The organism is Vibrio sp. OPT20 (assembly GCF_963889365.1).
Lineage (GTDB): Bacteria > Pseudomonadota > Gammaproteobacteria > Enterobacterales > Vibrionaceae > Vibrio > Vibrio splendidus.
In genome coordinates, this window is the sequence record NZ_CAWPOA010000001.1 from 126,307 (window position 1) to 150,415 (window position 24,109).

A 24,109-nucleotide genomic window follows, 5' to 3' on the forward strand; every position below is an offset into this window, starting at 1 on the left:
AAGCTTATATTCCTAATCCAAACTCAGCACTTATGCTAATCTGGCAGTATATTGTGGCAAGATTAGCGTGAGTGCACTTTGTTTACTGTTTACCATTCCAATAAAGTTGATACTTTAAAAATTCTTCTCGTTCACTTGATCAAAAGTGACCCTTTAGCCAATCCTTTCGAAAAAGAGCAGATCTTGGTTCAGAGCCCGGGTATGTCTCAATGGCTTAAGATGGAACTCGCCAAAGAGTTTGGTGTAGCAGCAAATATTGATTTTCCTCTTCCAGCAACCTTCATTTGGGATATGTTTACCCAAGTGCTTCCTGACGTACCGAAACGCAGTGCTTTTAACAAAGAAGCGATGACGTGGAAGCTAATGAGTTTGCTGCCCGCGAAACTTGACCACCCTGATTTCTTACCCCTACAGCGCTATCTTGAAAACGATGAAGACGGCTCTAAGTTGTATCAATTAGCCGAGAAAATTGCCGATATCTTCGATGGTTACTTGGTGTATCGACCGGAGTGGATGGCGATGTGGGAAGCGGGAGAGCCCGTTGCTGAATTGGTCGATGATGAAGGGCAGCAAGAGCACCCTTGGCAACCGATTTTGTGGCAAGCACTCTATGAGCAAACCTTGTCTCAAGGCCAATCTAAATATCACCGTGGCAACTTGTATCACGACTTTATTGAAGCGCTAGCCAAGCAACAAGGTCAACTGCAACATCTGCCTAAACGCTTATTTGTGTTTGGTATTTCTTCGCTGCCTCCTCGTTACATGGATGCGTTGAAAGCACTTGGCGAGCAGATTGATGTGCACTTGATGTTTACCAACCCTTGCCAACATTACTGGGGCGATATTCGCGACCGTAAATATTTGGCAAGAGTTGAAGCCCAGCGTCGTAAGCAGTTTGCGTTGGTTGATGGTTTACCTCAACTAGAAGGCGAAGTATCACCATTGAAAGATGGCATTGAAGCCAACGTTGAAGACGAACTGCATACCAGCCAAGCGGTCGGTAATAGCTTACTCGCATCTATGGGGAAACTAGGCAGAGATAACCTGTTCTTGCTATCTCAATCAGACAGCGAAGAACATGAGTTCTTTATTGATGTTGAGAGGGATAACCTGCTTCATCAACTGCAAGCCGATATTCTCCAGTTAGAAGAACATCAAGACGACCACATATTAGATTCCAGCAACCATAAACAGGTGGTTGAGCTTGGCGATCGCTCTCTAACCGTACATGCGTGTCACAGCCCAATGCGCGAGGTGGAAGTCCTTCATGATCAGCTGTTGGCGATGTTTGATGCCAATCCGACATTAAAACCACGCGATATCATCGTGATGGTGTCTGACATTAATGCTTATAGCCCAGCGATTCAGGCGGTATTTGGTAATGCTCCAGGTGAGCGTTATATCCCTTACTCGATCTCTGATAGAACCGCAGACCAAGAAAGCCCAATTCTGACCGCCTTCATGCAGTTAGTCGCGCTACCAAACACGCGCTGTTTAGCCTCTGAGTTGCTAGAGCTGTTAGAAATTCCTGCGATGATGGCACGCTTTGGTATTGATGAGTTTCAATTCGAGCAAGCCAAGCAATGGGTTGAAGAAGCGGGCATCCGTTGGGGGGTCGACTCTTCTACCGCAACGGAATTTGATCTACCTGCAACCGAGCAAAATACCTGGCTATTTGGTATTCAGCGCATGTTATTGGGCTATGCGATGTCGGACTCTGCAGGTTTATTTGAAACTGAACACTCTCCAATTGCCGCTTATAACGAAGTTCAGGGTATTAACGCCGAACTTGCGGGTAAATTAGCGCACTTTATCGATCGTATTGCCCATTACCGCCAGCGTCAGACTGAAACACAATCAATCGATATGTGGCGTGAAACCTTGCTGCAAATGATTGATGATTTCTTTGCGGTTGAGCTGGAAGGTGAGGTAGTGCTTAAGTCGATTCGTGATGCACTTTCACAGCTGAATGAACAGCTTGATGATGCCTTGTATGAGCAAGAGTTGTCGCCAAGCATTATCTACCAGTACCTCAATAATAAGTTATCTGGTGCGCGTATTAGTCAGCGTTTCTTAGCGGGACAAGTTAACTTTTGTACCTTGATGCCGATGCGTTCTATTCCGTTCAAAACCGTCTGTTTGTTAGGCATGAATGATGGTGTTTACCCTCGCTCAATGCCGCCAGAAGGTTTTGACTTAATTAACGGACGCACACGACCGGGCGATCGTTCTCGTCGTGATGATGACCGTTATCTATTCCTAGAAGCAATGCTGTCAGCACAAGAGTGTTTATACATCAGCTATGTCGGCCGTTCGATTCAAGATAATACCGAGCGAGTGCCGTCGGTGTTGGTTTCTGAATTGATAGAGTACTGCCAACAGAACTACTGCCTAAGTGAAGACCAAGCACTACCAAGTGACGATTCTGGTATCAACCTGACTCAAGCGATCAGCTTTGAACACACCATGACACCGTTCAGCCCCGCAGCTTTTACTCAAGGTGATGCGAGCCATGTGCTGAGTTACGCCAAAGAGTGGCTTCCTGCGGCTAATCGTTCCGGTGAACGCAGTGGTGAATTCAATCGTGCATTGGATGATTATTTGTTGGGTGCGACGTACCCGTTAGAACTCGACTTGGTTGAGTTACAGCGTTTTTGGCGTTTGCCAGTGCAGTACTTCTTTAATCGCCGCCTAAAAGTGGTATTTGAGCCGCCACTTCCTGTGATGGAAGACAATGAGCCATTTGTACTTAATGGTTTAGAGAGTTTCCAACTTAAAGATGCATTACTGCAAGTGCTGCTAGACCACCCTGAAGGCGCAGACGAAGCCGTTCGATTGTTTGTCTCTGAGCAAAAAGCACAGGGCAGATTACCGGTTGGCGCCTTTGGTGATATCGAATTTGAAACCAACCGTGTTCAAGCGGAAGACTTAGCCAAAGAAATTCGATTTGTGAGCGGATCACCGCAACAAGATCTCGAAGTGAATATCGAACTTGATGTGTTAGGCGAAGGTAAACCTGTTCGTTTGATGGGATGGTTAACTCAAAACTATCAATCGGGTTTAGTGCGTTTCCGCAGCGGTAAAGTACGCTCTCAAGATTATTTGGCAGCGTGGATTGATCATCTATGTTGTGCAGTCATGGGACACGGAAAAACGACCCATATTATTGGCTACGACAGAAAAGAAGGCGTTGTTCACCAAACGCTACAACCTATCGGCGATGCGCAGCAGGCGAAGAGCTTGTTGGCTGAGTTAATACGACTGTTTTATCAAGGTATGACAGCACCGCTACCTTACTTCCCGAAAACCGCATTGGCTGGCGTTGAGGCTGGCTTTAGCCGTGGTAAGTGGATCGATGACGAAGAAAAGTCACTTAAGAAAATGGCCGACACCTTTAATGACAGCTTCGCCTTTACGGGCGAGGGCAGAGATACTTACATCTCACGAATTTGGCCAAAGTGGGATGATGAACTGGCTACTGAGTCGCGTATGTATTCAACGCTTGTGTTACAGGCGGCAAGGTTGGCTGCTGCCGATCTGGAAGATCAGGAGTAAGTGGCTGTGATCGACAAGATCAATAGCGTGCGCGCTGAATTAATGAAAAACGAAAGAGAGTCGCTGGTCAGCATTTGGGATGCTTGCTTTCAAGGTGAAGGGAATCGAAGTGAAGGGAAGCAAGGTACAGGAAATAAAGTGGCCGCCAGTAAATCATTATTAGTGTAGGGCGTTCGCTGTACGGCCACAGGTCAGAGGGACCATTATTCTGTGGTTCAAAGTAACGCATGAGTATAAAACTCGAATCGCGCTCCTGAACTCGTGGGCGCATAGTAGCGAGGCGATCTGAATTGATCCGTGAGAGAGATCGCACTAACTATTAACAAATCAGCGTAGGACGTAAATTGAATGACGTTTTCCACGCTAGGTCACATTTATAGCAATAGTCACATTTTTAACAGACTCATCTATCAAAAGGCAGTAAGGCATGACGACCACAAGCAGTGTTCAGGTAATCGCTCCACAGACACTCGATACCATGACGTTTCCACTTCATGGCGCGCGTTTAATTGAAGCGTCAGCGGGTACGGGTAAAACATTTACCATCGCTGGCTTGTACTTGCGCCTACTGCTCGGGCACGGCACGGCCGCTCCACAAGGTGATCTGACTGAAGCCACTCGACACCATGAGCCGCTAACCGTAGACCAAATCTTGGTGGTGACCTTTACTGAAGCGGCAACGGCTGAGCTGCGAGATCGTATCCGTGCTCGAATCCATGATGCGCGTATTGCGTTTGCACGTGGGCAAAGTGACGACCCAGTGATTGCGCCTTTGTTGCAAGCCATCGATGATCATGCTGGCGCGGCTAAAACTCTGCTTAATGCTGAAAGACAAATGGATGAGGCTGCGGTATACACCATTCACGGCTTCTGTCAGCGTATGTTGACTCAAAATGCCTTCGAGTCTGGCAGCCGCTTTGATAATGAATTTGTGACCGATGAAAGTCACCTAAAAGCGCAAGTGGTTGCTGACTACTGGCGTAAACAGTTCTACCCGCTGCCAATTCAACTGGCTGGCGAGGTTCGTAATATCTGGGGTTCTCCCGCTTCGCTATTAGCTGACGTAAATCGCTACCTGACAGGATCTCCGTTGAAATTGACGGTAGATGCAATGTCGGGCGACCTGCAAACTCTGCACAATCAAAACCTAGATAAAGTGAAGCAACTTAAAGCGTTGTGGTGTGAATCTGAAGCGGACTTCTTGGCTTTGATCGCTGGCTCGGATGTGAATAAGCGCAGCTACACTAAGAAGTCTCTGCCGACTTGGTTAGAAGCGGTGACAGCATGGGCACAAAGTGATACTCATGATTATCAGTTTCCAGATAAATTAGAGAAGTTTTCACAAGCTGCTTTAATCGAGAAAACACCGAAAGGCACTGCACCTCAGCACGCCGTTTTCGAAGCGATTGACGACTTCTTAAATTCTCCAGCAGACCTGAAAGCTCCATTGCTGGCGCATGCCATTACCCATTGTCGAACTATGTTAGCCAAGGCTAAACAACAGAAGCAGTGGTTATCATTTGATGATTTGTTGACTCAGTTATCTGCGTCTATTGATGTCGATGAGCAATCATTGCTGGTGGAAAGAATTCGCACGCTTTACCCAGTGGCGATGATCGATGAATTCCAAGATACCGACCCGCTGCAATACAGTATCTTTAGCCGAATCTACCTCGATAACCCGCAGTGTGGTCTGTTTATGATCGGTGACCCGAAGCAGGCTATCTATGGCTTCCGCGGCGCAGATATCTTTACCTATATCAAAGCGAGAAACCAAGTTAGTGCTCACTACACGCTAGGGACTAACTGGCGTTCGAGTGCTGATATGGTCAGCGCGGTAAACCAAGTGTTTATGAATTCGGATAGCCCGTTTATCTACGATCAAGACATTCCATTCTTACCCGTTGCTGCCAGTCCATCGGCCGATAAACGCCAATGGGTGATGAACGGAGAAACTCAGCACGCACTCACCTTTTGGCTGCAAGATGCTGAAGATAAGCCCTTACCGAAAGGCGAATATCACAAGGCCATGGCTGAGGCGACCGCGAGTCAAATTCAAACTATTCTGACAGCTTCTCAAAACCAACAAGCCTATTTTGATAACGGCAAAAAACAATATGCTGTGAATGCGGGTGATATTGCTGTCTTGGTTCGAACCGGTAGTGAAGGTCGCCTGATTAAGAACGCGTTGTCGGAACAAGGCATTGCGAGTGTGTATTTGTCGAACAGAGATAGTGTGTTCACCAGCTTGGTCGCACAAGATATTCAACGTTTGTTGCAGGCGGTGCTGACACCTGAAAATGACCGAGCATTACGCGCCAGTTTAGCGTCGGAATTGTTTGCTCTGGATGCCGCATCATTGGATGAACTCAACAACGATGAAGTGGTATGGGAAAACGTCGTTAACGAGTTTAGAGAATATCGTAAGTTGTGGCTTCAGCGCGGCGTGTTGCCAATGCTTCGCAGCGTGATCAGTAAACGACATCTCGCGGAACGCTTACTGGAAGAAGAAAATGGTGAGCGCTCACTCACTGATTTAATGCACATTGGCGAATTGTTGCAACAAGCAAGGCAGGAACTCGACAGTGACTATGGCTTGTTGCGTTGGCTGGCTGAAGTAATCTCAGATGCACAAAATGGTTTAGGCGGTAGTGACGACGACATTCAACGCCTTGAATCAGAAAGAAACTTAGTTCAAATCGTCACTATTCATAAATCGAAAGGTTTGGAATATGATCTAGTATTCCTGCCGTTTGTGGCGAGTTACCGTGAAGCGAGTGAAGGTAAGTTCTACGACCACGATTCAGATACCACAGTGCTTGATATTACCGGTAGCGACAGTGCTTTAGCGCAAGCCGATAAGGAGCGATTGGCGGAAGACTTACGTTTGATTTACGTGGCGCTGACTCGTTCTGTTTATGGATGTTTCATTGGCATGGCACCGTTACGTAAAGGGCGTTCAACTAAAGAGCCAACTGGCGTTCACTTAAGTGCGATGGGCTACTTGGTTCAAAACGGACAAGAGCAAGGCATCGCCGAGCTACATCAAGCTCTGTCAACGATTGAGGGTAAGAATTCAAGCGTATTGCTGTCTGAAACACCAACCGCTCACGAGCAAGTTTTTGTACAAGCAGAACAAGTGAGTGACGACTTACAGGCCAGTGAGCTCAAGGCTTCAATTGACCGAGCTTGGCGTATCACCAGTTACTCAGGATTAGTCAAACAGGGCAGCCACGGAGCAAGCCATGATGCGACCATTGAGGTGTCTGGCTTTGATATTGATTCGGCGGATGAACAAGACGAGTCTGAGTTGATAGAACCTGAACGTTCTATATTCACCTTCCCTCGTGGCGCTCGTCCAGGTACCTTCTTGCACACCTTGTTTGAGGATGTTGAATTTACCGAGCCAGCAACCAGCGAGCATAACACGCAAGTAATCACTCACTTATTAGAGTCAGAGCAATACGAACTCGAGTGGTTACCCGTGCTGCAACAGCTTGTCGATACGGTGCTGAACACTGCGTTGGATGGTAAGAACTTAAAACTAAGCGAGAAAGACTCAACGCAACGCTTAGTCGAGATGGAATTCTTGTTGCCGATCGAAGTGTTAGCCGCATCTGAGCTCAATCAAACCATTCAGTATCATGATCCCTTGTCGGCAAAAGCCGGCGACTTAGGTTTTCAAACTGTACAAGGCATGCTGAAAGGCTTCATCGATTTAGTGTTTGAGCATCAAGGTAAATACTATGTACTCGACTGGAAATCGAACCATCTAGGTGATGACGTTGCCGTCTACCATGGTGAAGCATTGAAATCGGCGATGGCCGACCACCGCTACGATCTGCAATATCAAATCTATGCGCTGGCACTGCACCGCTTCCTACGCAGTCGCGTTGCGGATTACAGTTATGACGAACATTTCGGTGGGGTTTATTACTTGTTCCTAAGAGGAATGGATGGCCAATCACAACAAGGTGTTTTCTCGGCGAAACCAACACTGGCTTTGCTCGATGAAATGGATCAATTGATTGACGGTAAAGTGATAGACAGACGTTCAGCACAATTGAATGACAATGAAACTGGACAGATGGGGCTTTTATAATGACAACGACGACCACTAATACCAGCATAGAAACAGCGAACTCTGTTAAGCCAGTTTCACTTATCCCTGAGCAGTTAATGGATGTGCTCAAGTTTCTTGCAGAAAAGGGTTCGATTCGTCAGTTGGATTATCAATTTGCCCGTTTTATTGCGCAGCAAGCGACGAGTCACTCTCAAGAGATCGGTTTTCTCGCTGGGGTGGTGAGCCATGAGTTGGGCAAGGGTCATATTTGTACTCAGCTTATACAGCAGTATACGGTAGGCCCTGAACAAACGGCGGATCTCGCTCAGTTACTTGGGTTGTATGGTGAAACTGCCCTGCAATTGAATCAAAAGTTATTAGGTACTGATTGGGTGTCGGTACTTCAATCGTCAAACCTAGTAGGTTCAACCAATGACTGTGTTAAGCCGCTGATGTTTGATGGACAGCGTGTCTACTTACAGCGTTATTGGAACTACGAAGTTGTGTTGGCTGAGACCTTAAACCGTTTAAGTAAGCCAGTAGAGTTCAACTCTGAGCAGAAAAAAGCGCTAACCGAAACGTTGAATCAGTTATTCGCACGCAGTTACCATTTTCTGTTTAATGCCTTAGCCAAGGCTGAAGCAAACCAACAAACGTCTCAGGTATTACGCCAACAACTGGTGTGTGACCATCTAGATATTGTCGACGAACATGTTTTGGATTGGGGAGCAATCGACCAAGCGATTGTTCAAGCTAAACAAGTGACCGATTTAGATATGCTGGATAGTCTAGTGCCGTTATCTGTTTGTTTGAATTGGCAAAAAGTGGCGGCAGCGGTGGCGTTAAGTCGACGTTTTGCGGTTATTTCTGGCGGACCGGGCACCGGTAAAACGACCACGGTAACTAAGTTACTTTCGGCTATGGTCGAGCAATCGCTAAGCCAAGGTAAAACACCGACGATCAAGCTAGTGGCACCGACAGGTAAAGCGGCAGCACGTTTAACTGAGTCGATTGGTAAAGCGATTGAGCAGCTACCATTAGCACCTGAAGTAAAGGCCAACATACCGACTGAATCCAGTACTTTACATCGGTTACTCGGCGCGATTCCTAATCGAGCGGAATTTAGACATAACCGACGTAATCCACTTCACCTTGATATCCTGGTGGTGGATGAGGCATCGATGGTCGACTTATCGATGATGTATAAGCTGGTGGATGCGCTTCCTGAGCACGCAAGGCTGATTCTGCTTGGCGATAAAGATCAACTCGCTTCAGTTGAGGCAGGTGCTGTGCTCGGTGATATCTGTTCATTCAACTCAGCAGGGTACAGTACAACGCAAGGCAATTTGATTGCGGAGATGACAGGCTTTGATGCGATAGCTAAACCAATACAAGACAAAGCTGGAGCGGTGAATCCGCCTGCGATTGCAGACAGCTTGTGTATGCTGCAGAAGAGTTATCGTTTCGATGCGCGCTCAGGTATCGGGCAGTTGGCAAAAGCAATCAACAACGGCTCTGCGAATCAAGTAGATCAAGTCTTTGCTAAAGGATTTGGCGATATCGAAAATCATCCCCTGTCGAGGGACAGCTATAATTTGATGCTGCGTACCTTGGTTAACGAGTATGGTGCGTATCTCAACCGAATGAATGTGCCGTTGGAAGAGCTAGAAACCCAAGAAGCGCGAGCGAAATCTGTGCTCGATTTGTTCAGCCAATGTCGATTGCTGTGTTCTATTCGTGAAGGGGACTTTGGTGTTAAAGGCCTCAACCACAGAATCGAAAGGGCGCTTGCCGCAAGACGTTTGGTGAATCCGCACAACGATGAATTGTGGTATCACGGGCGACCAGTCATGGTGACGCGTAATGATCATGGTTTAGGTTTGTACAATGGTGATATTGGTATCTGTATGCTCGAAGCCGATTCAACGACTTTAGAGTCAAATAGTGCGAATTCCACACCTAGACTGAAGGTGTATTTTGAGTTGCCAGATGGCAGTGTGAAAGCCGTGCTTCCAAGCCGAGTCCCCGATCATGAGACCGCTTATGCGATGACGATACACAAATCTCAAGGCAGTGAATTTGATCTGACCTTAATGATCTTACCGCCAGACTTCAGCCCTATTTTAACGCGAGAGCTTATCTATACAGGGATTACGCGTGCTAAGAAACGACTGATGATGTTCAGCGACACAAATGTGTTGAAGCGTGGGATTAAGGTGAAAACAGAGCGAGTGAGTGGTTTAGGCAGTCGCTTAACGAATTAGTCGTTAATGGCCGCTAGAGAAGGGTTTGAACTTAGGGCTAGATAAACACAAAGCAACCATCCCTGGTTGCTTTGAACGTTATTAAGACTCTTTGCTTAAAAACGCTCGAGTAAACGATATATGGTTTATCTTGTACTTTGCTTGGCAATTCAAAATAAACTCTTTTAGATTCTCGCTAACAGGGAACACGCAGTGTACGTCTAGCCCTTCTAAGAATTGGTTATCAGCCATATCCCAAAAACTTTGCAGCGAGTTACAAACAATGGTTCTCATATCAATGTTGCTCTTTTTGCTGTTTATATTAACGAGCAGAGCTAATGGTTAGCGTGCTGACCGTCAACGGGTATAGCAATCCGTGCAGTGACCATCTCAATGAGTTCGATATGACTATCGAGATGGCAATTCCAATAAAAACATTTGTTAATATTATAAAGCGCCTAAATTCTATACAATTATTCGTGTGAGTGAAAGTGCATATTTGATAAATCTAATATAGTAAACGATTACATTTGCAATTATTTTTCCATTAAATTGAGATTTTGCTCCAAAACTTTATTTATACGTTTAGCGCTAAGATTTTTGAGTTTCTCTGATAGTTGTATAGCCCTTGTTTTTCCATCGGTAACTCGTCCACGCCTATCTCGTAAAACCCCTGCTCACGGAACCAGTGAAGGCTGTGCGTAGTAAGGACAAAGATCTGGTCGATATCACGAGATTTTGATTGGTGGCGCATGTAATCCAGCAGTAACTGGCCACGGTTTCCATCGCGATAGTCTGGGTGGATAGCAACACAGGCCATCTCTGCCATGTGGTCTTCTGGATACGCGTATAGCGCAGCGCAACCAATAATTAGGCCGTCTTTTTCGATAATGGTAAAGCGATAGATCTCTTGCTCTAACTGCTCTCTTGAACGGCGAACTAAGATGCCTTGTTCTTCCAGTGGACGAATGAGGTCAAAGATGCCCCCGATATCATCAATCTGAGCTTGTCTTACTTGCTCGGCACTTGCCATGACCACTTGGGTGCCAATACCATCAAAAGAGAATAGCTCTTGGATTAATGCGCCATCCACTTTGTAGCTGATTAGATGACAACGAGGTACCCCAGCACGACAAGCAGAGATAGCACCTTTTAAGAAGCGTAATGTACCAGTGCTCATATCTTCTTTAGGGTTCTGAGATTCCGTTAAGCGTTCTAGAATTTGCTTGGCGTCTTTAGGGAAGAGTTCAGCGAGCACATTACCGCTTTCATCGGTTACCCCTTGCTCTGAGCAAAAACCAATCAGCTTGTCGGCCGTTAAACGAATAGCAACTTGGGTTGCGACCTCTTCAGAAAGCAGATTAAAGCTTTCGCCAGTCACGGAGCTAGCAATAGGCCCAAGAAGGACGATAGAACCTTGGTCAAGTGTGCGATTAATCCCTTCGATGTCTATTCTACGAATACGCCCGCTGTGGCAATAATCCGTACCATCATCGACACCTAGCGGCTGAGCGGTAATGAAGTTACCACTCATCACATTGAGTTGAGTGCCTGCCATCGGGGTGTTGTTTAGGCTCATTGAAAGTCGAGCTGTGATGGCAAGTTGTAGTTGGCCAGCAGCCTGCATCGCGACACCTAAAGAATATTCGTCAGTAACTCTAATATTCTTATGGTAAGGCGTGTGGCAATCTTGCCTTGCTAATAGTTGGTTGATCTGTGGTCTTGCTCCGTGAACGAGAACAATTTTTACCCCAAGGCTGTGGAGTAAGGCTATATCGCTAATTATGTTGCCAAAGTTTCTATCGGCAACGGCTTCGCCACCAAGCATAATAACCATGGTTTTGCCACGGTGAGCGTTCACGTAAGGGGTTGATTGTCTGAAACCTTTTACTAGCGCTGTACTTCTTAATTTCACAGAACAAGTCCATTTGTGTTTATTTATTCGCTAATTTAGCATTTAAATTCAAATATAAACAACACCTTTTTTGGAATAAAGCGCAAACTATTCTCATCTAGGGTTCATTATATAAACTGTCTCAGTGTAGAATGCATATAGCATCTTTATGAGTCGTAACCGAATGCAACAAGCTCCAGCAACAAAGAACAAAATCGATGAGATTACCCAAGGCCTCTACAGTGAAGTTGAGCAACGCAATCAATCTAAGTTGAAGCGTAAGATTATTGAACGCTGTTTAATGGTTTTAGCTTTGGTGGGATCGTTTGCTGTGGTTTCCTTGTTCGGTGATGTGCTTTCCCGAGTACAAGATGCGGCAACGCCCGACAATCTGATATACGGTACGTGGGTAGAGCAGGACGTTGCACATTATGCGACAGACGAATTTCGACTAAATACTAATGGCGTGTCAGTGCGTGGGTCTGTTGTTTCGACGAGTTTTGACTTTGATGGTAACTACTTCGAATATAAAGCGGGTGATAAAACCTATCGCTTCCGCATGACCAATTCTGACAACACAGAAATGGTGCTCGATTCTGATAATCACTACAATCCCGTCTTCCGCCTTAAAGGCCATATCGAGAACTCAGTCCGATAGGTTATCTTATTGTAAACTCTTACAATCTACGATTGTGTTATCTGACTGTTTTTGTCATCCTCGATGCATAGAATTTTTAGGATGACTCTTGTGATTAAAAAATGGCTTCCCCTTGTCGCTGCCTCTTTCTTATTTGGCTGTGCTCAACCGACTGATCTTGCTCAACAACACCTTGATGACGAATTTCCCCGCACCTTAAATAAGGTCGATCAGGTTGAATCCAATAAACCAAGAGACTACACCGCATTTGCAGAGCAAGCTGAAATGGTGGTTTCTAAATCCCCTTCGATGGCTAAAATCTATGAGCCGCTTTATCAGCAACTCAATGAGTGGGCGATGCAAAGTGGAGATCCAAGCGAGCTCGCTAACTTTGGCGTTCAAACTGCTCAATTGGGTGGTGGTGATAAGCAAGGCAACGTTTTGTTCACGGGGTACTTTTCTCCCGTAATGGAGCTACGCCACGAAGCGAGTGAAGAATACCGTTTCCCTGTTTATGGACTTCCAGAGTGCGATAAAGAGTGTCCAACCCGCGAAGAGATCTACAACGGTGCATTAGAAGGTCAGGGCCTTGAGTTAGGTTACTCGGCGAACCGTATCGATCCCTTTATGATGGAAGTGCAGGGCAGTGGATTCGTGCATTTCGGTGATGACGATACGTTGCAGTATTTCGCATACGCGGGTAAGAACAATAAAGCTTACGTGAGCATTGGCCGTGTTTTGATCGAGCGAGGCTTAGTTCCACGCGAAAAAATGTCACTGAAAGCAATCAAAGAGTGGGTATTGGCAAACGATCCTGAAGTAGTCAAAGAGCTGCTTGAGCAAAACCCATCTTTCGTGTTTTTTGAAGCGAGAGACGACCTATCAGTAATGGGCAGCGCGGGCATTCCTTTATTACCTATGGCGGCAGTCGCGGGCGATCGCTCTATATTGCCTATGGGGACGCCAATCCTGGCTGAGGTTCCATTATTGAATGCAGATGGTACTTGGAGCGGTGCGCACCAACTAAGACTGTTACTGGTTTTGGATACCGGTGGCGCAGTTAAGCAAAACCATTTAGATCTCTACCACGGTATGGGGCCAAGAGCGGGAACTGAAGCGGGTCATTACAAGCATTTTGGTCGTGTATGGAAGCTTGGCTTAGATGGCAGTGCAACCGAAGCGCCTTGGGCTTTGCCTCCTGAAAAGGTCGAGTAAACAACAATAAAATAGGGCATTGAAAGCGAATCGCTAATCCCCTAGACTTTTAATTCAAGAGTGCGTATAAAACGCACTCTTTTCTTTTTCTCAGAAATAAATTGGCGGCAACAATGCGTGAATTGACCACTCCAGCTTCAGAAAACTATGACCAACGATTTGGTGGCACTCGTCGCTTATATGGCAATAGTGAAGTCGACATACTTAGAGCAGCACACGTGTGTGTGATCGGTATTGGCGGTGTAGGTTCATGGGCTGTTGAAGCGCTTGCTCGTACCGGCTTAGGTGAGCTGACTTTGATCGATATGGATGACGTGTGTGTAACTAACATCAACCGTCAGATCCACGCAATGTCGGGTACCGTCGGTAAGAGTAAAATCGAAGTGATGGCCGAGCGCGTCAAACTGATTAACCCTGAGTGTAAAGTGAACCTGATTGACGACTTTATTGGCCCTGATAATCAGGCTGAATACCTATCGAAAGAGTTCGACTTTGTGTTAGATGCGATTGATAGTATGAAAGCTAAGGCTTCACTGTTGGCATATTGTCGTAGCAACAAAATCAAGGTGATCACCACCGGTGGTGCTGGTGGGCAAGTCGACCCGACTCAAATCAAAGTGGCCGATCTGACTAAGACGATTCAAGATCCGCTCGCGAAGAAGCTAAAAGATACCCTTCGTCGTCATCATAATTTCCCTATGAACCCTGCGCGTAAGTTTGGTATCGATTGTGTGTTCTCAACTGAACAGCTGAAATACCCTCAAGCCGATGGCAGTGTATGTGCTGTGAAAGCAACAGCGGAAGGTCCAAAACGCATGGACTGTGCGACGGGTTTTGGTGCGGCAACGGTTGTAACCGCGACGTTTGGTTTTGTGGCTGTTTCGCGTATTGTAGAAAAGCTGATTCAAAAGCACTCTAAGTAGTTCTCTATTATTTGCTTGAGAACACTAAACCATTGTCACCTGTACATTTAGTCATAATTTATTGGATATTAAAATGATGTCATTCCCAAGCTCTCCATTCGGCACTGAAATTACCAGTGATGATATTGTCGCGAAGATGCAGACATTCAGCGGCTGGGAAGATCGTTATCGCCAAGTGATTCAATGGGGTAAGAAATTACCTAGCATGCCTGATGAGCTGAAGAGTGAGCAGGTTGTAGTTTCTGGTTGTGAAAGCCAAGTCTGGCTAGTTTCTCAGAACATCGACGGTGTTTGGTATTTTTGTGCTGATTCTGATGCTCGTATCGTGCGTGGTCTGATTGCATTAGTGATGGCTGCGTATGATGGAAAAACATCAGAGCAGGTTCAAGCGTTCGATATTGATGGTTACTTTGAACAAATCGGTTTAATTACCCACCTTAGCCCATCTCGCGGTAATGGATTAAAAGCGATCGTTGCTCAAATCCAAGAGCTAAGTGCTTAATATCTCTTAGATACACAGAAAAGAAAAGGGTTGACGCTAAACGGCAACCCTAAATAATCTCGCCACTCCCTAAAGCATATCAACGGCTTTTTCTATCGCCGCTACGAGCTTTTCAACATCATCCATGTTGTTGTAAATACCAAATGAAATTCGAACCGTGCCTTTCACATTAAGCGCATCCATTAATGGATGAGCACAATGATGTCCTGCACGCACTGCAACACCTTGCTTATCCAGTAGGGTCGCTATATCTTGATGGTGAACACCATCCATCACAAAAGTAATCACGCTTGCGTTGGGCTGATACCCCAAAACCTGAATATCATCCAGTTTACTGAGTGCACGGTAGGTTTCGTGCTGAAGCTGGTGGATATGATTTTCGACATCTTGCTGTGTAAAACCACTCAACCATTCTATCGCGGTGCTTAATGCAATCGCGCCGGCCACATTTGGCGTACCCGCTTCAAACTTCCCAGGCAGCTGTGAAAAAGTAGTGCCAGAAAAAGAGACGCGATCAACCATTTTGCCACCACCGTGCCAAGGTGGCATCGCTTCGAGCAATTCAAGCTTGCCGTAAAGTACACCGATACCCGCAGGGGCATAGAGTTTGTGCCCAGAGAATACGTAGAAATCCGCACCTAAAGCAGCAACATCAATAGGCTCATGAACGATCCCTTGCGCGCCATCAACCACCACAACCGCATTCATCTTGTGTGCTTTCTTGATGACGGCTTCAATCGGCTGACGAGAACCCGTTACGTTGGTTATCTGAGCTAATGCAACAATCTTGGTTTGTTCATTTAAAAGTGCATCAAACGCTGTGGGGTCAAATTCGCAATCCGATGTCATCGGTACTTTAACGACTTTAGCGCCGGTTTGTTCTGCAACAATTTGCCAAGGCACAATGTTGGCGTGATGCTCCATTTCGCTAACCAAGATCTCATCGCCAGGCTGAAGGGTACTTCTTGCGTAGGTTTGAGCGATCAGGTTAAGTGCTTCGGTGGCACCGCGAGTCCAAATGATCTCTTTTGAAGATCTTGCACCAATAAACTGAGCGACCTTATCTCTTGCCGCTTCAAACTGACTGGTCGCGTTCGCTGTTAAGCTATGACTACCACGGTGAACATTGGCATTTTGTTTGGAGTAATATTGGCTAATGGCATCAATAACCACCTGAGGTTTTTGTGTCGTTGCCGCGCTGTCTAAATAAATCAACGGCTGTTGATTGATGATTTGTGATAGCGCAGGAAACTGCTCTCGGATGTGATTGATATCAAGCATCTATTCTTACCTAAAATCTTGGGAATTGGTGCTAGCGTTGTGCTTAGCGGTATTGTTATTTTATCGCGACTTGTTAACCGTTGCTGACTAATCTTGATGATTCCAGCGATTTTCTTGCTCTTTGACTTGAGCGAACAGTCTTTGGGTAACGGGAACGTCTATATGATGCTTGAGTGCAGTCTTAATAAGGTAGCCGTTAATGAAGTCGATCTCGGTCTTGCGCTGGTAAAACATATCCTGCTTCATGGATGAGTTGTTCTGCGCCGTGGCTTGGATAACCTGTTTGACGCTTGCTTCTAATTCATCGAATGAACAAACGATCCCTTCGGCTTGCATAACCTGCGTGAGCTCTTTAACGATAGAACTCAAAATATCCTCAAACCTTTTATCTGCAAGTTCGCCATTCTTGATCTGTTCAAGGCCCGTGAGTGGGTTGATCGCACAATTGATGGCGAGCTTAGTCCAAAGTGCGGTTTCTATTTGTGGGTTCCAACGCACAGCAGGGAGAGCATCATCTAAGACATCAACTAAAAACGTACACTGTTGGCCAGTTTGGTTGAAAGCACCCAACTGGGTTTGTCCGATTCCTGTGTGAGATACATTATTGCGGTCGGGTTTGAATGCAGCTTGAGTAGTCGTCGCCAATATTATTGGGTAAGCATCAATTTGAGTAGCTATCTCATCAACCGCGCCCATTCCGTTATGCATGAACATGAGAATGGTGTCGGGATCGAGATGTTGAAGTAACGGAGTAGTGGCTTCTGCCACTTGCCAAGCTTTGACCGTGAAAATAACCAAGTCACTCGCTGATAGCTTTTCGATATTGTTGTTACTGAAGGAAAGGGAAGCTTGTCCATCAAGTGATAAGTCAATTGAGTTATCAGTGGAACGACTCCACAACGACACATTATGACCAGCTTGAAGTAGTTTTATTGCCCATAAAGAGCCGATGGCCCCTGGCCCAACAATAGTGATGTTCACAGCAATACCGAGATAAGAAAGTGATGCTGCAAGGATAGCGAGGCATTAAATGAAAGCAATAAAAAATGGCACCCGAGGGTGCCATTTAGGAAACTTTCTTAGAAGTTCGATTAGAACTTGTAAGTAGCTGCTACGTAATGAGCAAAGCCAGAAGTTTTGCCAGCTAAACCGCCATCTTTAAGGCCGTATACGTCGTTGTAAGCTTTTAGACCGTAACCTAGAGCAAAACGATCGCTATGCCAGTAAAGACCGTTGTACATTTGACCACCATGAGAAGAGTTCAATGCAGCGAAATCATCGTTAACACCAAATTGGTAATCAATGTAACCTTGGTAAGATACAAATGAACCATTTTCGAAGAAGTAGAATGGTTTGAACCAGTTAGCTGAAATTTGGTAACCATTCCAGTCTTTAGCGTTTAGATCGTACATACCGTATAGGTTTAGACCAACTTTACCTAACCATGGCACTTCTACATCAGAACCAAGACCAATGAATGTTTGGTATAGAGGCTCATTGGACTTAACTACAGGATTACCGTCTTGGTCTAATTCAGTAGTCTCGAAAGAGTACTCAGCGCCGCCATTGATTACAGTTTGGTTCGCGATGTATAGCTCTTTTACTGGGCCAAAAGACAGGTCTTTACCTGTAAGGCCATCTAGAGACATACGAGGTGCAAATTTTGCAAAGATACGGTCAGAACCAGCTTTGTCACTGCTGTCATTATTTAGAACATTAAAGAAATCAACGTAACCATATAATTCCCAAATTCCTGAACGGCCACCAAACTCCATTTCAATGTAGTCGTGTGAAGATTCACCTGGTAGCTCGTCGAATGCGCCCATTAGGTTGAACTGCATCCATTTGTAATCGTTCTTGTGAGTATCGCCGTCAGTATAGTCAGCTGCCATTACTGGAGCAGATGCTGCTGCAAGTAGGCCAAGAGTTAAAAGTGATTTACGCATAATGGAACTCTCTATGTTTAAAATAAGTAACCCGCTAATCCGTGCGTGTTTGTATGTCCGAATGCCGAGCATAATAGCGATTTTGTTCTCAAATAAAAGTGAGACAGAGTGAAAACTATAATTATTATGGTGAGCTTGATCACACTAACGATCTAAATGATGGAACTTTAATGTGTCAATGCATCTTGATGCACCTCTAATTCTATTGATTTTGTGAAACTCGATTATTTTGTGGATAAATAGGTGAAATACTGTGCTAAGCAAACGATTCTACTAATTAGAGTGACATGCATATCAAAATCAACAGTATTCCTTTCTAAGCGTTTTCTCTTTAAAAATGACTCATTCAAACCTCCTTTCAATCTTGTCTTTGATCTATTTTTGACCAACTTCGTAATGATGTTGGAATCAATTGATGAACAACTCATGTGATAAGTGACTAGGAATTTGAACCTAGATACTTTTTGAATCACGGAGAATCAAAGACAGTTCACTGCACTAGATTTTGAGACAATTTTTAAAGGTTAGTTATTGGACTAATCATTTGTGTGACGAGCTGGTCTAACTTTTTTGGAGAGAAGACCGATGAAATATTCACCAATACTCGCGGTAACGATATCAGCCCTGTTCATTGTTGGGTGTGATGATGACGATGAACCAACAACTCAACTTCAAGCTGTACATGCATCGCCAGATGCCCCGTTGGCTAACGTTTTAGTAAATAGTCAGGCTCGTTGGGGCGGTGTCGATTATGCTCAAGCATCCGGATATGCCTCAGTAGATCAAGGCCAAACCACTCTGCAAGTCGATGTCCAACTCCCAGGTGATGCAGTAGCGACTGTGATTCCGCCAAGCCAATTCGATTTGAGCGGTAACCTAGATTACACCGTAATGGTGGTCGGCGATGCTGATGGTTCTAATAACCCGGTTGAGGCTTTAGTTGTTACAAGGCCTGCTGAGGGAACGGCAACAAGTTCAAGTTTAGATGTGCAAGTTGTTCACGCGGCAACAGGGGTTGGGGATGTGAACTTATATGTAACGGCACCGAATGATCCATTGGGCGCTCCGCTTGGTACTCTCGGTTATAAGGACTTTACTGACGTACTCAATATCCCAGAAGGGCAATACCGAGTGAGATTAGAAACCGTGAGCGGTAGTGCTATTGCTTTTGACTCTGGAGAAATCACTCTTTCTGGCGGTAGCGAGCTAACGATTGCGGCGGTGCCAAGAGCTGATTCAAACAGTGCATCTCCGGTGAAGTTGATGGTGATGGATGGTCAGGGTTCATCTTTAATCTACGATATGGCAGAAAAGGCAGAAGTGAGAGTGGGGCATTTGGTTGATGGTGCACCTGATGTCGATGTGTTCGTTAACTCTACTAAGTTTGCTCCTCTTGATGCTCTGATGTTTAAAGAGATTCGCGGCTTCCTAGACTTGGCTGCAGGTAGCTACGATATTGATATTTACGAAACTGCAACGACGACTCCAACATTTATCGATGTTGATGGTTTAGCTGTATTTGCTGGGATGGATTACAGCATTTATGCCGTGGGTATGGTAAGTCCACTCAATTTGGAACCACTCGTTGTCCCTGAAAACCGTCGCCCGGTTGCGACCAGTGCGGTGTTAAACATTACCCATGCTGCGGCAAACCCAGTTGCAGCATCGGTTGATATCTACTTGACTGAGAACGTGGGAATATCTGGTAGCACTCCGGCATTAAGTGATGTGAAGTTCAAAGATTACGCGAATGGTATTTATGTTGCAGCGGGATCTTACTACGTGACAATTACAGTAGCAGGAGACCCAACTACTGTTGCCATTGACTCTGCGCCTGCAACTTTGGCTGACGGTGTTGTTTATCAAGTCGTCGCGATTGATGACTCGACGGGAACTGGTTTTAACTTAATCGTAAGTGATACAACAGATTAGCGTTTAAGTCTCTGCTGGCAGAAAGTAAAAGAGGGTAGCACTGGGCTACCCTCTTCTCTTTTGTTTTCTTTTACTCTTATTCGTGGTTGTTTTTGGCTTTTTCTAATAAATCAGTGAAAAAGTGGCGTAACGAGTAGAGCATGATCAAACTTGGAATCACCATTAACGACGTTAGTATAAAGAAGGTTGACCAATCATTGAGGAAGTCGACCAGCTCACCGCTAAATGAAGCCAGAGTTGTACGACCGAAATTTCCAAGTGATGCTAGCAAGGCATATTGCGTTGCCGAGAAAGCTTGCCCGGTTAGTAGCGTTAAGAAGGAAACGAATGCCACTGTCGAAAAGGCGGTTGTGAAGTTATCGACAATAATCGTTGCAAGGAATAAGTTTTCATTGGGTCCTACTTGAGCAATCCATGCAAACATTAGGTTGCTAGCTGCCATGGCTACGCCGCCAATCATTAGCCCACGTACAATACCAAATTTCACATTGAAGACACTGCCTAGCAAGGTGAAAAATATGGTTGCACCCCAACCAATTAACTTGGAGTAGTGGCCGATTTGTTCATTGCTAAAGCCGATCTCTTTATAGAAGGGAATCGACATTCTGCCTAAGAAGGCCTCACCTATCTTAAACAGGAATACGAACAGCAGAAGCGTAATAGCAACTTGAACACCGTTTCTCTTAAAGAAATCGTAGAAAGGCTCCAACACTGTAACGCTTAGCCAGGCCACAACTTTAGAGCCCACAACTTTATTATGGCGCTGTTGTGCTTCTTTTTGTAATGCTTCACGTTGTGTTGTTGGTTCTCCGACAAACAGGGTGAATAGCATCAGAATGATGACGACACCGGCCATGCCGTAATAAACACCATTCCAACCTATTGTATCGGCATTGATAAATGCGAGGTAACCAGGAAGAGAGTAGCCAGTCCACCATCCCATCACTGCCATTGCGGATGCTTGCGGCAATTTGGTAGATTCAGATTTAGGAAATGAATCAATACGGAAGGCATCAATGGCTATATCTTGGGTTGCAGACGCAATCGCAATTCCGAGAGCCAGCATTGAGGTGAACATCAAGTCATTGGCAGGGTTAACTCCGGCAATGAACAGCGTGCAGATCAATACAAAGCTTTGGCATAGAAATATCCAACTGCGTCGTTGGCCCAATATCGCATGTAGAATCGGCAGTTTGACTCGGTCTACCAGTGGTGCCCAAAGAAAGTTAATGGCATAGACGGCGAACACACTACCGAAATAACCGATAGCAGCACGAGTTAATCCTGCATCTTTTAGCCAGCCTGACATGTTAGAGCCGATAAGAACCCAAGGAAAGCCACTCGAACAACCCAACATAAACACCCAAAGTAGACGTTTATCTAGGTAGCTACGGAAGGTCTGCATCCAAGAAAGAGAGGGAGTGCCAGATGACATGGGGCGTCCTTGTATAGAAAAACGCCCTTAAGAGGTTAAGGGCGCTGTATGAGATTACTTAAGAAGTGTTACTTTGTTGATGATGATAGGGTCGGTTGGGATATCTGACATGCGGCCCATTCGCTTAGTTGGAATGGTTGCCATCTTTTGTACGACATCAAACCCTTCAGTTACCGTGCCAAAAACAGCGTAGCCCGGGTTACCACCTTTTGCATTCAAGAAGTCGTTATCCGAAAAGTTGATAAAGAACTGACGAGTTGCAGAGTCTGGCGCGTTAGTGCGAGCCATTGCGATCGTTGCTGTATCATTCTTTAGACCGTTACTGCCTTCATTTTTGATTGGGGCATAAGTCGCTTGTTGATTCATGTCTTGATCGAAGCCGCCACCTTGCGCCATAAAGCCAGGAATAACACGGTGGAAGATAGTGCCTTCGTAGCTGCCGTCAGCTACGTATTTTAGGAAGTTTTCAGTACTAACCGGAGCTTGCTCTTGGTTTAGCTCAATCGTGAAGTCACCTAATGTTGTTTCAACGTTCACTTTAGGGCCTGCCCAAACGCTCACGCTCACCAGCATTAATGCAATAGAAGTTAGAATACGGCTCATTAGAAACGTTCCTTCATGTAGTTTTGTAGTTCAGGGTCGTTCGCAATTTCAGTAAGAACCAAGTTGATCACATCGTTAAGAACCATTGAGATGTCGTCGTTTGAAGCACTTAGCGCTCCAGTACGAGTTGCGGTACCGTTGAATGTTTTAACGAGCTTACCTTCAGGTGTCTCGGCCGTTACTTCAAGCGTTACTTTACCGTCCATTTTGTTTTCCATAATGGTGTGTTCTACGGTAACAAGTGCTTCTTGAATCTCTAAAACAATTGAGTTTTCACTGTTTACGCTTGCTCGGAAACCTTGAGACTCTAACTGTTGAGCTACTGCGTTCTCTAGCGAAATACGCATGTTTTGTTTAGCGTGAATTGGCTGAATGTTTGAACGGCCACTATCAACCAAGGCTACATATTGAGCGGCACGAACATCTTTACTGGTTAGTGTGTATGTTTTGCCTTGTACAAGGTTGCTTGAGCTTAGTGAAGCTTCTGGCATTACATTGATCTGTTCTTGCTGAGGGGCAGAACATGCTGTCAATGCCATAATAGAAGCAGCCAAAATCAGTTTTTTCATTCCTTTATCCTTTCTAAATTCACACCAGAAGCTCGGTATCTTAAATTCTTGTGAAGTCGTTTCTGCTTATTTATTAAAATTCGCAGGCTCTCTTGTTGCTTGTAATATCTCAAATTTTTGGTTTAGTTCAAGCGTTTCAACGTTAGCTTCACCAAATAGTCTTGCTAGTTTGACATCGTATCCGAGGTGTCGGTTGCCAATAACAATTAATTTGCCTCCGTTGCTAAGAACATGCTTTGCATCACAGAACATTTGCCATGCAATGTGGTCTGTAATCGCTTGTTGCTGGTGGAACGGAGGATTACACATAACTAAGTAAGTGCTGTTCTTCTTGAAGCCATCTAAACAGTTGTTGGCGATGAACTGGAAGTTGCCTTCTTTACCAAGGTTATCCTTGACGTTTTGGCGCGCCGATTCCACCGCCATAAAGCTTTCATCCACACAGGTGATACGAGCTTGTGGGTTCAATTGCCCTGCTTTTACACTCAATACACCGTTGCCACAGCCTAAGTCGATGATATGACGTAGTTCAGGATCTTGAGGGATGTGCTCTAGCATATAACGAGCGCCTTGATCGAGTGCTTCCCCTGAGTAAACATTTGGTAAATTTTTCAGGCGGATATCTTCACCGTCTACGTCCCATTCAACATAAGGCTCTACTGTTTGAATCGGTTGGCAGTTTGGAGAAGAGAACACAAGGCGGTGCTTTTTCTTAGCCAGAGAGGTTTTGGTTTCACCGAGATATTTTTCAAACAGGTTCAGTGTTGAAGTGTGAATCTCTTTTACTTTATTCACACCAATCACTTGGCAGCCTTCAGACAATGCTTGGCGCAACTGGCTCAATTGCCATATTAGGTGGCGGTTGGTTTTTGGCAATTGCATGATCACAAGGTCGATACCGTGTGGGATATCATCCATCGTGTTCAAGAAGTTCACTCGGTTACTTTGATTGCGCTGTAAGTTTTTTAGCGTTCCGCGATGAGAAATGAAAGAGTCACTCATCATGGTCACGTCATGATCTTTGGAGAACCAAGCGGATAGGGCACCAAAACTGTCGTTCATGATCAGGATGTGTTTACCAGGTTCAAGATTCATCTCTTCAACATGGCTAATCAGATATTCGTCGCCGGCATCCCAAGCTTGAAGGGTTTCATTTGAACGGTTGGGGAAACGATTTAGGGTTAAAGTTCTATCGTGAAGGGTAAGTTCAGTTTTCATTGCTTGAGATACTTATGTAAGAAATAACAAAGATATTGTCTCAAATGCAGCCTGAACAAGATATAAAAAACTCGACTAAACCCCTCGAGTCAG

18 protein-coding genes are annotated in these 24,109 nt (G+C 45.3%); 9 read left to right on the plus strand and 9 right to left on the minus strand.

From position 1 onward, the window contains the following. The first annotated feature begins 78 nt into the window (after nucleotides 1–78). The 4 genes from recC to recD all read left to right on the plus strand — a co-directional run bounded on the left by recC (nucleotide 79) and on the right by recD (nucleotide 9,882). A complete protein-coding gene (gene recC, locus AACR09_RS00575) occupies nucleotides 79–3,555 on the plus strand; it encodes an exodeoxyribonuclease V subunit gamma (RefSeq protein WP_193835873.1) in 3,477 nt (1,158 codons plus the stop codon). Nucleotides 3,556–3,561: 6 nt separating this feature from the next. Beyond that, a complete protein-coding gene (locus AACR09_RS00580; protein ID WP_193835895.1) occupies nucleotides 3,562–3,723 on the plus strand; it encodes a hypothetical protein in 162 nt (53 codons plus the stop codon). Between the two features lie 259 nt (nucleotides 3,724–3,982). Beyond that, the gene (gene recB, locus AACR09_RS00585; RefSeq protein WP_193835874.1) at nucleotides 3,983–7,657 is read left to right on the plus strand and encodes an exodeoxyribonuclease V subunit beta; all 3,675 of its coding nucleotides are present in this window, start codon (nucleotides 3,983–3,985) and stop codon (nucleotides 7,655–7,657) included. Continuing rightward, nucleotides 7,657–9,882 (plus strand): exodeoxyribonuclease V subunit alpha, encoded by a 2,226-nt coding sequence (gene recD / locus AACR09_RS00590; RefSeq protein ID WP_193835875.1) that lies wholly within the window; start codon nucleotides 7,657–7,659, stop codon nucleotides 9,880–9,882. Before recB ends, recD begins: the two co-directional genes overlap by 1 nt. 81 nt (nucleotides 9,883–9,963) lie before the next feature. Here the strand turns inward: recD and AACR09_RS00595 are convergent, their stop codons facing one another. Beyond that, on the minus strand, nucleotides 9,964–10,155 hold the full coding sequence (locus AACR09_RS00595) for a hypothetical protein (RefSeq protein ID WP_004735192.1): 192 nt from the start codon (nucleotides 10,153–10,155) through the stop codon (nucleotides 9,964–9,966). 283 nt (nucleotides 10,156–10,438) lie between these two features. After that, complete coding sequence (gene argA, locus AACR09_RS00600) at nucleotides 10,439–11,776, minus strand: amino-acid N-acetyltransferase (protein ID WP_193835876.1); 1,338 nt, start codon at nucleotides 11,774–11,776, stop codon at nucleotides 10,439–10,441. Between the two features lie 163 nt (nucleotides 11,777–11,939). On the opposite strand from argA, the gene AACR09_RS00605 reads away from it, so the two are divergent. The 4 genes from AACR09_RS00605 to csdE all read left to right on the plus strand — a co-directional run bounded on the left by AACR09_RS00605 (nucleotide 11,940) and on the right by csdE (nucleotide 15,032). Then, a complete protein-coding gene (locus AACR09_RS00605) occupies nucleotides 11,940–12,413 on the plus strand; it encodes a DUF2850 domain-containing protein (RefSeq protein WP_108086533.1) in 474 nt (157 codons plus the stop codon). 81 nt (nucleotides 12,414–12,494) lie between these two features. Next, nucleotides 12,495–13,607 carry a murein transglycosylase A gene (gene mltA / locus AACR09_RS00610; RefSeq protein ID WP_017093429.1) on the plus strand — a complete coding sequence of 371 codons (1,113 nt, stop codon included), beginning with the start codon at nucleotides 12,495–12,497 and terminating at the stop codon, nucleotides 13,605–13,607. A gap of 113 nt (nucleotides 13,608–13,720) precedes the next feature. Then, nucleotides 13,721–14,530 carry a tRNA cyclic N6-threonylcarbamoyladenosine(37) synthase TcdA gene (gene tcdA, locus AACR09_RS00615; RefSeq protein ID WP_193835877.1) on the plus strand — a complete coding sequence of 270 codons (810 nt, stop codon included), beginning with the start codon at nucleotides 13,721–13,723 and terminating at the stop codon, nucleotides 14,528–14,530. Between the two features lie 73 nt (nucleotides 14,531–14,603). After that, complete coding sequence (gene csdE / locus AACR09_RS00620; protein ID WP_017087709.1) at nucleotides 14,604–15,032, plus strand: cysteine desulfurase sulfur acceptor subunit CsdE; 429 nt, start codon at nucleotides 14,604–14,606, stop codon at nucleotides 15,030–15,032. A 69-nt stretch (nucleotides 15,033–15,101) separates the two neighbouring features. Here csdE and csdA read toward each other — a convergent pair whose 3' ends face one another. From csdA to AACR09_RS00635, 3 genes are all read right to left on the minus strand, one after another. After that, nucleotides 15,102–16,313: a cysteine desulfurase CsdA gene (gene csdA, locus AACR09_RS00625; protein ID WP_193835878.1), complete on the minus strand. Its 1,212-nt coding sequence runs from the start codon at nucleotides 16,311–16,313 to the stop codon at nucleotides 15,102–15,104. An 87-nt stretch (nucleotides 16,314–16,400) separates the two neighbouring features. After that, entirely contained in the window at nucleotides 16,401–17,294 is an 894-nt protein-coding gene (gene panE / locus AACR09_RS00630) for a 2-dehydropantoate 2-reductase (RefSeq protein WP_193835879.1), read from the minus strand. 110 nt (nucleotides 17,295–17,404) lie between these two features. Next, a complete protein-coding gene (locus tag AACR09_RS00635) occupies nucleotides 17,405–18,331 on the minus strand; it encodes a nucleoside-specific channel-forming Tsx family protein (protein ID WP_372209771.1) in 927 nt (308 codons plus the stop codon). Between the two features lie 513 nt (nucleotides 18,332–18,844). Between AACR09_RS00635 and AACR09_RS00640 the strand changes: the two genes are divergently transcribed. After that, nucleotides 18,845–20,191 (plus strand): DUF4397 domain-containing protein, encoded by a 1,347-nt coding sequence (locus AACR09_RS00640; protein WP_193835880.1) that lies wholly within the window; start codon nucleotides 18,845–18,847, stop codon nucleotides 20,189–20,191. A gap of 76 nt (nucleotides 20,192–20,267) precedes the next feature. Here AACR09_RS00640 and AACR09_RS00645 read toward each other — a convergent pair whose 3' ends face one another. The 4 genes from AACR09_RS00645 to AACR09_RS00660 all read right to left on the minus strand — a co-directional run bounded on the left by AACR09_RS00645 (nucleotide 20,268) and on the right by AACR09_RS00660 (nucleotide 24,016). Further along, nucleotides 20,268–21,626, minus strand: a complete 1,359-nt coding sequence (locus tag AACR09_RS00645) for an AmpG family muropeptide MFS transporter (protein ID WP_017079927.1) — start codon at nucleotides 21,624–21,626, stop codon at nucleotides 20,268–20,270. A 54-nt stretch (nucleotides 21,627–21,680) separates the two neighbouring features. Continuing rightward, entirely contained in the window at nucleotides 21,681–22,229 is a 549-nt protein-coding gene (locus tag AACR09_RS00650) for a peptidylprolyl isomerase (RefSeq protein WP_017092170.1), read from the minus strand. Next, nucleotides 22,229–22,798: a YajG family lipoprotein gene (locus AACR09_RS00655; protein WP_004735204.1), complete on the minus strand. Its 570-nt coding sequence runs from the start codon at nucleotides 22,796–22,798 to the stop codon at nucleotides 22,229–22,231. The genes AACR09_RS00650 and AACR09_RS00655 overlap by 1 nt, the downstream gene beginning before the upstream one ends. A gap of 66 nt (nucleotides 22,799–22,864) precedes the next feature. Continuing rightward, a complete protein-coding gene (locus AACR09_RS00660) occupies nucleotides 22,865–24,016 on the minus strand; it encodes a methyltransferase (protein WP_193835881.1) in 1,152 nt (383 codons plus the stop codon). Nucleotides 24,017–24,109 lie beyond the last annotated feature (93 nt).

Coding starts and splice junctions, on each gene's coding strand:
- AACR09_RS00660 (WP_193835881.1), bottom strand. CDS start 24,016: ATGAAAACTGAACTTACCCTTCACGATAGAACTTTAACCCTAAATCGT.
- AACR09_RS00605 (WP_108086533.1), top strand. CDS start 11,940: ATGCAACAAGCTCCAGCAACAAAGAACAAAATCGATGAGATTACCCAA.
- recD (WP_193835875.1), top strand. CDS start 7,657: ATGACAACGACGACCACTAATACCAGCATAGAAACAGCGAACTCTGTT.
- AACR09_RS00655 (WP_004735204.1), bottom strand. CDS start 22,798: ATGAAAAAACTGATTTTGGCTGCTTCTATTATGGCATTGACAGCATGT.
- tcdA (WP_193835877.1), top strand. CDS start 13,721: ATGCGTGAATTGACCACTCCAGCTTCAGAAAACTATGACCAACGATTT.
- AACR09_RS00635 (WP_372209771.1), bottom strand. CDS start 18,331: ATGCTCGGCATTCGGACATACAAACACGCACGGATTAGCGGGTTACTT.
- AACR09_RS00650 (WP_017092170.1), bottom strand. CDS start 22,229: ATGAGCCGTATTCTAACTTCTATTGCATTAATGCTGGTGAGCGTGAGC.
- AACR09_RS00595 (WP_004735192.1), bottom strand. CDS start 10,155: ATGAGAACCATTGTTTGTAACTCGCTGCAAAGTTTTTGGGATATGGCT.
- csdE (WP_017087709.1), top strand. CDS start 14,604: ATGATGTCATTCCCAAGCTCTCCATTCGGCACTGAAATTACCAGTGAT.
- AACR09_RS00645 (WP_017079927.1), bottom strand. CDS start 21,626: ATGTCATCTGGCACTCCCTCTCTTTCTTGGATGCAGACCTTCCGTAGC.
- AACR09_RS00640 (WP_193835880.1), top strand. CDS start 18,845: ATGAAATATTCACCAATACTCGCGGTAACGATATCAGCCCTGTTCATT.
- mltA (WP_017093429.1), top strand. CDS start 12,495: ATGACTCTTGTGATTAAAAAATGGCTTCCCCTTGTCGCTGCCTCTTTC.
- csdA (WP_193835878.1), bottom strand. CDS start 16,313: ATGCTTGATATCAATCACATCCGAGAGCAGTTTCCTGCGCTATCACAA.
- recB (WP_193835874.1), top strand. CDS start 3,983: ATGACGACCACAAGCAGTGTTCAGGTAATCGCTCCACAGACACTCGAT.